This is a genomic window from Variovorax paradoxus (assembly GCF_022009635.1).
In the GTDB taxonomy this organism is placed as follows: Bacteria; Pseudomonadota; Gammaproteobacteria; order Burkholderiales; family Burkholderiaceae_C; genus Variovorax.
The window spans coordinates 5,865,169-5,878,173 of sequence record NZ_CP091716.1; the positions used below are offsets into that span (position 1 = coordinate 5,865,169).

Consider the following 13,005-nt stretch of genomic DNA (forward strand, 5'->3'; position numbering starts at 1 on the left):
AATGGCAACAGTGGCATCCTCCCGCTCCCAGCCCACGCACAAGGAATTTGTCTTCGAGTGGGAAGGCAAGGACCGCAACGGCAAGCTGGTGCGCGGCGAACTTCGGGCCGCCGGCGAAAACCAGGTACAGGCTGCGTTGCGCCGCCAGGGCGTGCTCGCCTCGAAGATCAAGAAGCGGCGGATGCGCTCGGGCAAGAAGATCAAGCCCAAGGACATCGCCATCTTCACGCGCCAGTTGGCGACGATGATGAAGGCCGGCGTGCCGCTGATGCAGTCCTTCGACATCGTCGGACGCGGCAACGCAAACGCGAGCGTGGCCAAGCTGTTGAACGACATTCGCAGTGACGTGGAAACAGGTACGTCTCTTTCGATGGCCTTCCGCAAGTTTCCGAAGTACTTCGACAACCTCTACTGCAACCTGGTGGAGGCCGGTGAGGCCGCCGGTATCCTGGAAGAGTTGCTGGACCGCCTTGCCACGTACATGGAAAAAACCGAGGCGATCAAGTCCAAGATCAAGTCGGCGCTGATGTACCCGACTTCGGTGATCGTGGTGGCGTTCGTGGTGGTAGCCATCATCATGATCTTCGTGATACCGGCGTTCAAGCAGGTGTTCACCTCGTTCGGCGCCGACCTGCCGGCACCCACGCTGTTCGTGATGGCGATCAGCGAGTTCTTCGTGTCGTACTGGTGGCTGATCTTCGGCGGCCTCGGCGGCGGCATCTACTTCTTCCTGCAAGCCTGGAAGCGCAACGAACGCGTGCAGAGAGTCATGGACCGGGCACTGCTGAGAGTGCCGATTTTCGGCGTGCTGATCGAGAAGTCCTGCGTGGCTCGCTGGACCCGTACGCTGGCAACCATGTTTGCTGCAGGCATACCGCTGGTGGAAGCGCTCGACTCCGTGGGCGGTGCCTCCGGCAATACCGTCTACGGAGATGCCACAGCCAAGATTCAGCAGGAAGTCTCGACCGGCACCAGCCTCACGGCAGCCATGACCAACGTCAATCTCTTCCCCTCGATGGTCATCCAGATGACCGCCATCGGCGAAGAATCCGGCTCCATCGACCACATGCTGGGCAAGGCCGCCGACTTCTACGAATCCGAAGTGGACGACATGGTCGCGGGCCTCTCGAGCCTGATGGAACCCATCATCATCGTGTTCCTCGGCACCATCATCGGCGGCATCGTCGTCTCGATGTACCTGCCCATCTTCAAGCTCGGCCAGGTCGTCTGATGCTCGTTTCGCGGGAGATCGACACCGTTTTCGCCGGTGTCCTGGGGTTGTTGATCGGCAGTTTTCTCAATGTGGTCATCTACCGTATCCCGGTGATGATGTACCGCGACTGGCTGGCCGAGGCCGTGTTCAACCTGATGCCGTCCAAGGACACCCCCTCGCTCTGGTCGCTGGTCTTCGGCCCCAAAGCCACGCCTCCGGCAGGGCTCGAGGCGGCGGCAGAGAAGGCGGCGCCGGCCATCGAAGCCCTGCCGCCTTTCAACCTCATGCGCCCGGCATCCCGCTGCGGCAGCTGCGGCCACCAGATCCGCTGGTACCAGAACATCCCCGTACTGAGCTATGTGCTGCTGCGTGGCCGCTGCGCATCCTGCAAGACGCCTATCAGCCCGCGCTACCCGCTGGTCGAGCTGATCACCGCCGGCCTCTTCGCGCTGTGCGCCTATCGCTTCGGCATCACCCCCACCGGCGCCTTGTGGGCCGCATTCGGGGCATTGCTGGTGTGCCAGTTCCTGATCGATTTCGACACCCAGTTCCTGCCCGATTCGCTCAACTACCCCCTGCTCTGGCTCGGCCTCGTCGGCGCAGCCATGGGCTGGACCGGTGTCTCGCTCAATGCTGCCGTCTGGGGCGCGGTGTTCGGCTACCTGAGCCTGTGGCTTGTGTACCATGGCTTTCGCCTGATCACTGGCAAGGAAGGCATGGGCTATGGCGACTTCAAACTGCTCGCCGCGCTGGGTGCGTGGCTGGGCGCCGACTACCTTATCGCGATCATCCTCGTCTCTTCGCTGGTGGGCGCCGTGATCGGGCTGACGCTGCGCTTTGCCGGCAAGCTGGCGCACAAGGACATCCCCATCGCCTTCGGCCCGTTCCTGGCCGGCGCGGGCCTGGTCTGCCTCGTGGCAGGCCCGGAGCTCGTGAAGCAATGGATTCCCTTCGCGTTCCCGCTGGGCGCGCTGGTGCATTGACCGGCCGGGCCATGGTGCGCCGCATCGGGCTGACAGGCGGCATCGGCAGCGGCAAGAGCACGGTCGCCGCGCTGCTGGTCGCGCAGGGCGCGGTCCTGGTCGATACCGACGCCATTGCACGTTCGATCGCGCAGCCCGGCGGCATCGCCATGCCGGCCCTCGAGGCCGCCTTCGGCCCCGGCGTGATCGCACCCGACGGCGGCATGGACCGCGCCGCCATGCGCCAGATCGTGTTCGCGGACGCTGGTGCCAAGACCCGGCTCGAATCCATCCTGCACCCGCTGATCGGCGCGGAAACCCAGCGCCAGGCCGCTGCCGCGGGCCCGGATGCCATCGTCGTCTTCGACGTCCCGCTGCTGGTCGAGTCCGGCCGCTGGCGCGCCATCGTCGACCGCGTGCTGGTGGTCGACGCGAGGGAAGAAACCCAGCTGAAAAGGGTGATTGCCCGCTCGGGCTGGACGCCCGAAGCAACAAGGGCAGTGATCGCCCAGCAAGCCCCGCGCAAAGCACGCCGGGCCGCCGCGGACGCCGTCATCTACAACGACTCCCTGACCCTCGAGGAACTCGGTTCAGAGGTGCGGGGTCTCTGGGAACGGTGGGTTGGGACGGGCACGCGATAATCAACGATTGACGCCGCGACGGCTACACGACGATCACGTCAAACGGCGCACGCCTCAGCGCCCCTCACGATGCTTTTCAATTCGTATCCTTTCATCTTCATATTTTTCCCGCTGGTCCTGATCGGCTTCTTCCTGATCGGTGCGCGCAGCCCCCGGGCGGCGGCGGGTTTCCTGGCACTGGCCTCGCTCTTCTTCTACGGTTGGTGGAGCGTCAAGGCGCTGCCTCTGCTGCTGGGGTCGATCTGCATCAACTACTGGTTCGGGCTGCGGCTCACGCCTTCTCCCAGCCGGGAAGACAAGCACCGCAAGGCGCTGCTGATCATTGCGCTGGTGGTCAATCTCGGGGTGCTGGCCGTCTTCAAGTACGCCAACTTCTTCCTGGAAAACATTGACGCCGGCTTGGCCGCCGCGGGTTTCTCGCAGATCGACCTGGTGCACATCGTGCTGCCGATCGGCATCTCGTTCTACACCTTCACGCAGATCGCCTTCCTGGTCGACTGCTGGCAGGGCAAGGTGCAGGAGCGCAGCTTCATCCACTATGCGCTGTTCGTAACCTACTTCCCGCACCTGATCGCGGGCCCGGTGCTGCATCACGCGCAGATGATGCCGCAGTTCAACAACCCGGCCACCTACAGGATCAACGCCCGCAACCTGGCGCTCGGGCTGGGCATCTTCGTCTTCGGCCTCGCCAAGAAGATGCTGATCGCCGATCCGCTGGGGCAGTACGCCGACATGATGTTCAAGGGCGTGCACGAAGGCGTGCTGCCTTCGCTGTATACGGCCTGGTTCGGCGTTCTTGCCTATACGCTGCAGATCTACTTCGACTTCTCCGGCTACTCGGACATGGCCGTCGGCCTGTCTCTTTGCGTGGGCGTGCAGCTGCCGCTCAACTTCCGGTCGCCGTACAAGTCGACCAACATGATCGAGTTCTGGCGCCGCTGGCACATCTCGCTGTCGACCTTCCTGCGCGACTACCTCTACGTGCCTCTGGGCGGCAACCGCAAGGGGCCGGCGCGCCGCTACATCAACCTGTTCCTGACGATGCTGCTGGGCGGCCTGTGGCACGGCGCGGCCTGGACCTTCGTGATCTGGGGCGCGCTGCATGGCGCCTATCTCATGGTCAACCACTTCTGGAACGCCAAGGTGCGGCGCGGCAACACCAAGACCACGTGGTACGGCCGCGTGATCGGCTGGTTCATCACCTTCGTCTGCGTCATGATCGCCTGGGTCGTGTTCCGCGCCGACAGCATGACGGCCGCCATCGAGATCTACAAGGGCATGCTGGGCATGCACGGCGCGCCCGTTTCGGCGTTCGGCGAGTTCAAGGTTCCGTTCCGCAAGCCCGAGTTCTTCCAGACCATCCTGGTGGGCCTGGTGATCTGCCTGGCGCTGCCGCCCACCATCACGCTCGACCGCTGGATCCCGAGCGTCGCCGGCCTGGCCGGCCGGCCGCGCCTGCAGCGGCTGGCGACCTGGGTCACGGGCTTGGGCTGTGTCTATCTTTTTGGCCTGTGTGTGTCGAAATTCGGCAGCTACAGCCCGTTCCTCTATTTCCAGTTCTGACATGGAAGACACGAAATCGGCCAAGACCTGGCTGGGAATCTTCGCCGCAGGCTATCTGGTGTGCTGCGCTTTGTTGCTCATCAGCCTCTTCACGCCCATACCCTATGGCGACCTGACCCGCATCGGGCGCATCTCGGAGCGTCAGTTCGGTTGGCACGCGCCGCCACCGCCCATTCCGGACGCCGACGTCAAGACTTGGCCGGTCAACGAATCCGACATCCTGGTCATCGGCGATAGTTTTTCAGTGCGCTACGCCTGGCAGGCATCTCTTGTCGGGGCAGGCTACAAGGTGACGACCACCCACTGGGACAACCTCGGCGGAACGCTGTGCGGGGACTTCTCGAACTGGCTTGAGAAATCCGGCTTCAAGGGCAAGGTCGTGATCGTCGAGAGCATCGAGCGCCTCCTTGAATACCGGATCAAGGAGTCCGAGTCCTGCCAGACGATGAAGCACCCCTTCAATCCGACGCCCCCGCCTTTCGAGAACCCGGCAAAGCCCGCCCCCGGCTTCCAGATCAACTGGGACGCCCAACTGCTCAGTGGCTGGCTCACCTACAAAAACACCAAGGCCATCCTGCGCTCCGACAACTGGACCAACACGCCCGAGCACTGGGGCCCGCTGATCGATGCGCGCGTCGTGCCCGACGGCTGCAAGCAGTTCAGCCATCAGGCCTGCGACAAGCTGCTGATGACCGCTGAAGACCGCATCAATCCGGCGCTCTCGCTCAGGTCCGCACAGTTCATGAAAAGCTTCGAAGACACGGCCGCGCCCTACAAGGTCTTGTGGATGGTCGTGCCGAACAAGACCACGGTCTATTTGCAACAAGATCATGCCGACGTGTTCCGCGCCGCGTTCAACCCGCAAAATATCGGGCCAGACCTGTTCGCCGTGGCGGCCGAGAACCGCTTCAAGGTGATGGACTTTTTCCCCGCCAACGAAACCCATGTCTCGACCCGCGGATACATTCTTTTCGGTCAGCGTATGCTGGAGGCTGTGCGACAAGTGTTTCCGCCCCCGGCAGCCAAGTCGCAATGAGCTCGAACCTGACGTGAAAAAACGATACGCGTGATCCTTTACGAGTACCCCTTCAACGAGCGCATCCGCACCTACCTGCGGCTGGAGCACCTGTTTCGCCGCCTGGGCGAGCTGGTACCCGCTGAATCGCCGCTGTCCCACCATTACGCCCTGATCACGATCTTCGAGATCATGGACGTCGCCGCGCGGGCCGACCTCAAGGCCGACGTACTGCGCGACCTCGACAAGCACAAGACCGTCTTCAACAGTTATCGCGGCAACCCGGCCATCGCCGAAGCGGTGCTCGACCAGGTCGTCAGCCAGCTCGAGCGCAACTTCACCACCCTCAACGGCGTGGCCGGCAAGGCCGGGCAGGCGCTGACGGAAAACGAGTGGCTCATGAGCATCCGCAGCCGAGCCGGCATTCCGGGCGGCACCTGCGAATTCGACCTGCCCGCCTACTACGCCTGGCAGCACCGCCCCCCGGCCAGCCGCCGGGCCGACCTCGAACGCTGGTCGAACACGCTCTCGCCGCTGGCCTCGTCGATTTACCTGCTGCTCAAGCTGCTGCGCGACGCCGACGTGCCCTACAAGGTGATCGCCACCAACGGCCAGTTCCAGCAGAACCTGCCCCAGGGCCGCAGCTTCCAGCTGCTGCGCCTGCGCATCGACCCCAAGCTGGGCCTCATTCCTGAAATCAGCGGCAATCGCCTCATGGTCTCGGTGCGTCTCATGCGCCACGACAAGGACGACCGCCTGCACCAAAGCTCGGACGACGCGCCTTTCGAGCTGACCCTCTGCGCATGACCGCGGTGAACGACAAAGGCGAGCGGATCGTCCGCTGCCCCACGTGCGGCGGCGACAGCATCTACGCACCGAGCAACGCCTATCGCCCGTTCTGCAGCGCACGCTGCAAGGGCATCGACCTGGGCGCCTGGGCCAGCGAGGAATTCCGGATGCCGGCCGAAGCGCCGCCGGACGACGAGCCCTTCGGCGATCCCAAGATCCAATAAATACGAGCGGGCTATTTCCCGTTCGCGTCTTCGTCCAAGAGTGCCGGATCGATGTACGTCGCAAAGTTGCGTGTGTATCTGGGCCGCAGGTGGCCAATGTCCTTGTAGGCCGGCGAATCATCGTCCGGCATGCTGCGGATGCAGGCGCCGGAAGCGCAAAGGCTGTCAAAGGGCTCGATGACCTGCGCTCCGTTCGCCAATGCCACCTGCTTCAACCGCGCATTGAGCTCCGCCTGATCCTGCGGCACCGGGGCCGTGAGGCGCCCGGACGACGCCGTCATCGTTCCCAGGCGGTCGCCCTGGATCTGCTTCAGCGGATCGAAATCCAGGCCCACCGGGTTGCCCAGCACGAGATACACCTTCTTGCGCGCCGAGACCCGTTTCAACACCTCGCCTAGCGACTTCAACGAAAGATCGACACCATCCCCGCTCACGAACGGATGCGCGGCTTTCCTGTCGTCCAGAAAGTAGTTCACGAGGAGGCCGGTGCCCGTGAAGTAGCAACTCCAGCAGGCGCCCAGCACGACCGTGTCGATCTGCGGTTGCAGTGCCAGCTCGAGCACCGCGGCGCGGCGCTCGCCGCAGTCGCCGCCGGCATCGAGCCGGGAGAACAATCCCGGTACTGGCGGGCAGGAGCCTTTGGTCGCGAAGTACACGGTGCGCGCCTTGGCTGGCTCGGTGCGTACCAGTTCCAGAGCACGCGGCGCATATTGCTCGACATGGCTGTCCCCGATCAGGAGCACGTTGTGCTTTCCCTGGCCGGTGCGGTAAACGAATTGTCCGCCCAGCGTGTCCTCCTGAAAGCCGTCGTAGTAGTTGTCTTCTTGCGTCGCATCCGCCACGGCCTGCAACGCCTGGCTGGCGTTGCGGGGGGAAGGCATTCCCAGGAACACCAGCACGCCGGCCAGTGCTAGCGCGGCCCCGCCGCCCGCCAGGCCGCGCAGCAGCCCCGTCGACAGGTGAAGCTTGACGAAGCGCTCGACGAATCGATAGGTTCCCCATGCCAGCACGATGGCCGCAACGACGAGCGCCACGCGCAATTCGAGCGAGGGCTCTCCTCCTTCAATGATGCGCGCGTACGACAACAGCGGCCAATGCCACAGATAGAGCGGATAGCTGATCAGCCCGATCCACACCATCAGGCGATTCGACAGCAGATATCGGTTGAGCACGCCACTCGGTCCCGCGGCGATGCAGCTCGCCGCACCCAATACCGGCAACAGCGCCCACCACCCTGGAAATGCCTTCGTGCTGCGCGTCATCACGAGCCCCAGCACGATCAACCCGACGCCGACGATCGATTGCACATGCCTCACCCACGGCCGCGAGTCCGCCGAGCCGTTCGCAGCCTGGAGTCGCATCGCCGCGAGCAAGCCGCCAGCCATCAATTCCCAGGCACGCGACAGCGGCGAATAAAAGGCGGCCGCGCGATGCGGCTGCACCGTCAGCACATTGATCAGGAAAGAGATCGCGGCCACCGCCAGGGTCACGCGCAGGATGGGCCAGCGCTTGCGCCAGGCCAGCCCCAACAGCAGCGGCCAGAAAATGTAGAACTGTTCCTCGATACCCAGCGACCACAGGTGAAGAAGCGGCTTTGTCTCCGCAGTGGCGTCGAAATAGCCAGACTCGCCCAGGAACACCAGGTTGGCGAAGAAGGCGGCACCACCCGTGATCTGCTTGCCGAGTTGCGAAAACTCCCCCGGCAACAGCACGTACCAGCCGAAAGCCAGCGTAGCCAGCAAGACAAGAAGCAGTGCCGGGAAAATGCGCCTGATGCGCCTCGCGTAGAAGTCCCGGTAACTGAAATCGCCGGCCGCCAGGCTCTGCAGGAGGATGGTCGTGATCAGGAAGCCCGAGATCACGAAGAAGATGTCGACCCCGATGAACCCCCCGGGCAACAGGCTCGGGAACGCGTGATAGACCAGCACCGAGCCCACCGCGATGGCGCGCAGGCCGTCAATGTCCGGGCGGTACTTGGGGTGCATCGTGCAATCGGTCCTTGGCTACCTGACGGGCTGGGCAACGTCGCTCTTGCGCAGCACTCGATCGATGTAGGTGGCGTGGTCTCGCGTGAACTCCAGGCGAAGATGGTCCCCGTCCTTGTACGAAGGATCGCCATCCGGCATGGTTCTCTGGCACTCATTGTCCTTGCACAGGGTGGCCACGGCATTGATGGGCTCCGCACCGCTTGCGGCCGCAATCTCCAGCAGCCGGTCGTTGAGCTGCTTCTGATTGGCAGGAAGCGGTGCCGTAGGCGTTGTCGGCGCGGCGGTGATGTGCCTCAGTCTGTTGCCCTGAATCAATCGCCTCGGCGTGAAATGCTCGCCTCCCGGATTGTCCAGCAGCAGGTACACCTTCTTTTTCTGCGACAGGTCGTGCAGGAGCGCTTCCAGCGAAGCGAGCGATCGGGCGATGCCGTCTCCGCTCTGGAAGGGATGCACCACACCATCGGGGCCGCGGAAGTAATAGTCCAGCGCCCCCGAGTCGAGAAAGTAGCAATTCCAGCAGCCGCCGATCACGACCGTCTTGACCTGGGGATCGTAGGCGAAGGCCAGGGTCTTATTGCGCCGCTCAGGGCAATCGACATTCTTGTCCGCGAAGACACCAGGCACCGGCGGGCATGAACCCAGAGTCGCGAAGTAAGCGGTGCGCGTGTCCTCGGGGAAAGCTTGTGTCACGGCCAGCGCCCGTGGCGCGTACTGTTGCACATGGCTGTCTCCCACGAAGAATGTATCGGCCACGCCCGTTCCAGCCTTGTAGACCCGCTGGTCACCGACCATGTCGCGCGTGAGGCCGCCGTAGTAGTCGGCGTCCACCGCAGCATTGGCCACGGCCTGAAGCTGTGCATTGTTGTTGCGCGGAGAAGGAACACCGAACGACACCACTGCGCCCGCTAGCGCCAATACCAGCATCGAGACCACCAGTCCACGCAAGACCCCCGTGGTCTGCCGGCGCCTGACGAAGCGCTCGACGAATCGGTAGGTCGCCCAGGCCAGCACTACGCTGGCAATCACGGCCGCGATCCTGGCGGTCACCGAATGATGCAGCGGATCATTTTCGACAAGGCGGACATACACCAGCAGCGGCCAGTGCCAAAGGTACAGCGGATAGCTGATGAGCCCGATCCATACCATCACGCGGTTGGAAAGCAGGTACCTGTTCAGCACACCTGTCGGCCCGGCGGCGATGCAACTCATCGCACCCAGCGTAGGCAACAGCGCCCACCAGCCCGGGAACGCCTTGATGGCGCGGATCATCACCAGCCCCAGAACGATCAGTCCGATGCCGAGCACGGATTGCAAGTGGCTGCGCCATGGGCTGGGGTTCGGCGGCCGCAGCCGCATGCAAGCCAGAATGCCCCCGACCATCAGTTCCCAGAACCGCGAAGCCGGCGAATAGAACGATGCTGTCGGAAAAGGATGCACCGTCGCGACATTGACCAGCAACGAGATTGCCGCAATTCCCAATATCACGCGCACGATCGGCCATTGCCTGCGCCAGGCAAGACCCAGCAGCAACGGCCAGAAAATATAGAACTGCTCCTCGATGCCCAGCGACCAGAGGTGCAGCAGCGGCTTGGTCTCCGCCGCCGTGTCGAAGTAGCCCGCTTCGCCCCAGAAAACCAGGTTGGCAACGAAGCCAGCCCCGCCCACCGTCTGCGTGCCGAGTTCGGCGAACTCATCGGACAACAGCAGGTACCACCCGGCACACAGCGTAACGAGCAGCACGATGGCCAGCGCGGGGAATATGCGCCGTACCCGGCGGGCGTAGAAGTCCTTGAAGCTGAAGTCGCCCGCTGCCAGGCTCTGCAGGATGATGGTCGTGATCAGGAAGCCCGAGATCACGAAGAAGATGTCAACGCCGATGAATCCCCCGGGCAGCAGGCTCGGGAACGCGTGATAGAGCACCACGGACGCTACCGCGACGGCGCGTAAGCCGTCGATGTCGGGGCGGTACTTGGGGTGCATCAATCAGTCGAGGGGTCCATTGAACATCCGGGAGCCGGGCCTCTTCTTCCAGATCCGAAAGAAGGGCTCGTGCGCCCGGCATGGGTCTAGGCCGCGTCTTGCTGCGCGAACGGCAGCCCACGCTCCTCGGACAGCCACTGCAGCACGGGCAGCGCGCCCGGCAACACCGGCGTCACCTCCAACGGCAGCTGCTGCCAGGCCATCTGCTGGCCTTCGCGCATCTCGAATTCGCCGCTCCAGGCGGTGACCTTGCACCAGTGCAGGCGCACCAGCGCGTGCGGATAGTCGTGTTCGGTGATCTTCCAGACCTCGGCGCCGTCGATGGTGATGCCGAGTTCTTCCTGCAGCTCGCGCCGCAGCGCCTGCTCGACCGTTTCGCCCGCCTCGATCTTGCCGCCGGGAAACTCCCAGTAGCCCGCGTAGGCCTTGCCTTCGGGCCGGGTGGAAAGCAGCAGCGCGTCGTCCGACAGGCGGATCAGCACGCCGACGGCGACTTCCGTGTGCTTGCGCGGCTCGCTCACGCGTTGCTCCGCCCTGCGTAGTCCCGCGCGAACTGGTAGGCCACGCGGCCGCTGCGCGAACCGCGCTCCAGCGCCCAGACCAGCGCCTCGGGCCGCGCCGCGGCAATGGCGGCTTCGTCCGCGCCGAACGACGAGAGCCACTGCCCCACGATCGTCAGGTACTCGTTCTGGCTGAAGGGATAGAAGCTCACCCAGAGGCCGAAGCGCTCCGACAGCGAGATCTTTTCCTCGATCACCTCGCCGGGATGGACTTCGCCGTCCTCGGTGTGGGTGTACGAGAGGTTGTCCTTCATGTACTCGGGCAGCAGGTGGCGCCGGTTGCTGGTCGCGTAGATCAGCACATTGGGCGTCGACGCCGCGATCGAGCCGTCGAGGATCGACTTCAGCGCCTTGTAGCCCGGCTCGCCCTCGTCGAAGCTCAGGTCGTCGCTGAACACGATGAATTTCTCGGGCCGCTGCGAGACCACCTCGACGATGTCGGGCAGGTCGGTGAGCTCGGCCTTGTCGACCTCGATCAGGCGCAGCCCCTGCGGCGCGTAGGTCTGCAGGCAGGCGCGGATGAGCGACGACTTGCCGGTGCCCCGCGCGCCCGTCAGCAGCACGTTGTTGGCAGGCTTGCCTTCGACGAACTGCTGCGTGTTGCGCGCGATCTTTTCCTTCTGGACGTCGATTTCCTTGAGCGAATCGAGCGACATCGCGGCCACGTGCTTTACCGGCTCGAGCACGCCGTGGCCCGAGCTGCGGCGGCGGTAGCGCCAGGCGATGGAAGCGTTCCAGTCGGTCGGCTCCGCCAGCGGCTGCGGCAGGATCGATTCGATGCGGTTGATCAGCTGTTCGGCGCGTTCGATCAGCTTCTGGAACTGCTCGTTCATGACCGGTAGTCGGCGTTGATGGTCACGTATTCGTGGCTGAAGTCGCAGGTCCACACGGTTTCGCTGGCGTCGCCGCGGCCCAGGCCGATGCGCACCGTGATCTCGCTCTGCTTCATCACGCGCTGGCCGTCTTCTTCGCGGTAGGCCGGATTGCGCCCGCCCTTGACCGCCACGTGCACGTCGTCGAGGAACAGGTCGATGCCGGTCTGGTCGAGGTCGTCGATGCCCGCGTAGCCCACGGCCGCCAGGATGCGGCCCAGGTTCGGGTCGCTGGCATAGAAGGCCGTCTTGACCAGCGGCGAATGCGCCACGGCATAGGCCACCTGCTTGCACTCCGCGGCGTTGCGGCCGCCTTCGACCTGCACGGTGATGAACTTGGTCGCGCCCTCGCCGTCGCGCACGATCGCCTGTGCCAGCTGGCGCGCCACGTTCTGCATGGCGGACACCAGCGCCTTGCCGTCGGCCGAATCGAGCGAGGTGATGGTGGCGTTGGTCGCCTTCTGCGTCGCGATGACCACGAACGAGTCGTTGGTCGAGGTGTCGCCGTCGATGGTCACACGGTTGAACGAGGCGTCGGCCAGCAGCCTGGCCAGCGGCTGGACCAGCGACGGGTCGATCTTCGCGTCGGTCGCCATGAAGCCGAGCATGGTCGCCATGTTCGGGCGAATCATGCCGGCGCCCTTGCTGATGCCGGTGATGCTGACGGTCGCGCCGCCGACCTGCGCCTGCTGGCTGAAGGCCTTCGGGATCGTGTCGGTGGTCATGATGCCTTCGGCCGCGCGCGCCCAGTGGTTGGCGTCGGCATCGGCCAGCGCGGCCGGCAGGCCGGCTTCGATGCGGTCGACCGGCAGCGGCTCCATGATCACGCCGGTCGAGAACGGCAGGATCTGCTCGGGCGAGATTTCCAGCTTGCGCGCGAGCGCGATGCAGGTGGAGCGCGTGCGCATCAGCCCGTCTTCGCCCGTGCCGGCGTTCGCGTTGCCGGTGTTGATCACCATCGCGCGGATGCCGTGGTTCGCGGCCAGGTGCTCGCGGCAGACCTGCACCGGCGCGGCGCAGAAACGGTTCTGGGTGAACACGCCGCCGACCGCGGCGCCTTCGTCGATCAGCACGACGGTCAGGTCCTTGCGATTGGCCTTGCGCACGCCCGCTTCGGCCACGCCGATGCGGACACCAGGCACCGCGAACAGCGCGGCGGGATCGGGAGCAGACAGGTTCACGGGCATGGGATGTCTCT

Annotated in this window: 12 protein-coding genes; 7 read left to right on the plus strand and 5 right to left on the minus strand. The window is 64.4% G+C overall.

Features of this window, described 5'->3' with window-relative positions:
• Position 1 precedes the first annotated feature (1 nt).
• The 7 genes from L3V85_RS27285 to L3V85_RS27315 all read left to right on the plus strand — a co-directional run bounded on the left by L3V85_RS27285 (position 2) and on the right by L3V85_RS27315 (position 6,407).
• Positions 2-1,231: a type II secretion system F family protein gene (locus tag L3V85_RS27285; RefSeq protein WP_237675783.1), complete on the plus strand. Its 1,230-nt coding sequence runs from the start codon at positions 2-4 to the stop codon at positions 1,229-1,231.
• A complete protein-coding gene (locus L3V85_RS27290) occupies positions 1,231-2,196 on the plus strand; it encodes a prepilin peptidase (RefSeq protein WP_237675784.1) in 966 nt (321 codons plus the stop codon). Before L3V85_RS27285 ends, L3V85_RS27290 begins: the two co-directional genes overlap by 1 nt.
• Positions 2,197-2,207: 11 nt before the next feature.
• On the plus strand, positions 2,208-2,816 hold the full coding sequence (gene coaE / locus L3V85_RS27295) for a dephospho-CoA kinase (protein WP_237675785.1): 609 nt from the start codon (positions 2,208-2,210) through the stop codon (positions 2,814-2,816).
• Positions 2,817-2,885: 69 nt separating this feature from the next.
• Positions 2,886-4,379 carry an MBOAT family O-acyltransferase gene (locus L3V85_RS27300; RefSeq protein ID WP_237675786.1) on the plus strand — a complete coding sequence of 498 codons (1,494 nt, stop codon included), beginning with the start codon at positions 2,886-2,888 and terminating at the stop codon, positions 4,377-4,379.
• A gap of 1 nt (position 4,380) precedes the next feature.
• Entirely contained in the window at positions 4,381-5,415 is a 1,035-nt protein-coding gene (locus L3V85_RS27305; RefSeq protein ID WP_237675787.1) for a hypothetical protein, read from the plus strand.
• A gap of 30 nt (positions 5,416-5,445) precedes the next feature.
• Positions 5,446-6,201, plus strand: a complete 756-nt coding sequence (gene zapD, locus L3V85_RS27310; protein WP_237675788.1) for a cell division protein ZapD — start codon at positions 5,446-5,448, stop codon at positions 6,199-6,201.
• A complete protein-coding gene (locus tag L3V85_RS27315) occupies positions 6,198-6,407 on the plus strand; it encodes a DNA gyrase inhibitor YacG (protein ID WP_237675789.1) in 210 nt (69 codons plus the stop codon). The genes zapD and L3V85_RS27315 overlap by 4 nt, the downstream gene beginning before the upstream one ends.
• 11 nt (positions 6,408-6,418) lie before the next feature.
• On the opposite strand, the gene L3V85_RS27320 is transcribed toward L3V85_RS27315, so the two are convergent.
• The 5 genes from L3V85_RS27320 to argJ all read right to left on the minus strand — a co-directional run bounded on the left by L3V85_RS27320 (position 6,419) and on the right by argJ (position 12,994).
• The gene (locus L3V85_RS27320) at positions 6,419-8,392 is read right to left on the minus strand and encodes an acyltransferase family protein (protein ID WP_237675790.1); all 1,974 of its coding nucleotides are present in this window, start codon (positions 8,390-8,392) and stop codon (positions 6,419-6,421) included.
• Positions 8,393-8,410: 18 nt separating this feature from the next.
• Complete coding sequence (locus L3V85_RS27325) at positions 8,411-10,375, minus strand: acyltransferase family protein (protein WP_237680661.1); 1,965 nt, start codon at positions 10,373-10,375, stop codon at positions 8,411-8,413.
• Positions 10,376-10,461: 86 nt separating this feature from the next.
• A complete protein-coding gene (locus L3V85_RS27330) occupies positions 10,462-10,896 on the minus strand; it encodes an NUDIX domain-containing protein (protein WP_237675791.1) in 435 nt (144 codons plus the stop codon).
• On the minus strand, positions 10,893-11,768 hold the full coding sequence (locus L3V85_RS27335) for an ATP-binding protein (RefSeq protein WP_237675792.1): 876 nt from the start codon (positions 11,766-11,768) through the stop codon (positions 10,893-10,895). The genes L3V85_RS27330 and L3V85_RS27335 overlap by 4 nt, the downstream gene beginning before the upstream one ends.
• The gene (argJ, locus tag L3V85_RS27340; RefSeq protein WP_237675793.1) at positions 11,765-12,994 is read right to left on the minus strand and encodes a bifunctional glutamate N-acetyltransferase/amino-acid acetyltransferase ArgJ; all 1,230 of its coding nucleotides are present in this window, start codon (positions 12,992-12,994) and stop codon (positions 11,765-11,767) included. The genes L3V85_RS27335 and argJ overlap by 4 nt, the downstream gene beginning before the upstream one ends.
• Between the last annotated feature and the right edge of the window lie 11 nt (positions 12,995-13,005).

What these genes read in the sequence shown, in the direction of transcription:
- argJ (WP_237675793.1), bottom strand. Translation starts at nt 12,994, where the DNA reads ATGCCCGTGAACCTGTCTGCTCCCGATCCCGCCGCGCTGTTCGCGGTG.
- L3V85_RS27325 (WP_237680661.1), bottom strand. Translation starts at nt 10,375, where the DNA reads ATGCACCCCAAGTACCGCCCCGACATCGACGGCTTACGCGCCGTCGCG.
- L3V85_RS27305 (WP_237675787.1), top strand. Translation starts at nt 4,381, where the DNA reads ATGGAAGACACGAAATCGGCCAAGACCTGGCTGGGAATCTTCGCCGCA.
- L3V85_RS27300 (WP_237675786.1), top strand. Translation starts at nt 2,886, where the DNA reads ATGCTTTTCAATTCGTATCCTTTCATCTTCATATTTTTCCCGCTGGTC.
- L3V85_RS27290 (WP_237675784.1), top strand. Translation starts at nt 1,231, where the DNA reads ATGCTCGTTTCGCGGGAGATCGACACCGTTTTCGCCGGTGTCCTGGGG.
- L3V85_RS27285 (WP_237675783.1), top strand. Translation starts at nt 2, where the DNA reads ATGGCAACAGTGGCATCCTCCCGCTCCCAGCCCACGCACAAGGAATTT.
- L3V85_RS27320 (WP_237675790.1), bottom strand. Translation starts at nt 8,392, where the DNA reads ATGCACCCCAAGTACCGCCCGGACATTGACGGCCTGCGCGCCATCGCG.
- L3V85_RS27335 (WP_237675792.1), bottom strand. Translation starts at nt 11,768, where the DNA reads ATGAACGAGCAGTTCCAGAAGCTGATCGAACGCGCCGAACAGCTGATC.
- L3V85_RS27315 (WP_237675789.1), top strand. Translation starts at nt 6,198, where the DNA reads ATGACCGCGGTGAACGACAAAGGCGAGCGGATCGTCCGCTGCCCCACG.
- coaE (WP_237675785.1), top strand. Translation starts at nt 2,208, where the DNA reads ATGGTGCGCCGCATCGGGCTGACAGGCGGCATCGGCAGCGGCAAGAGC.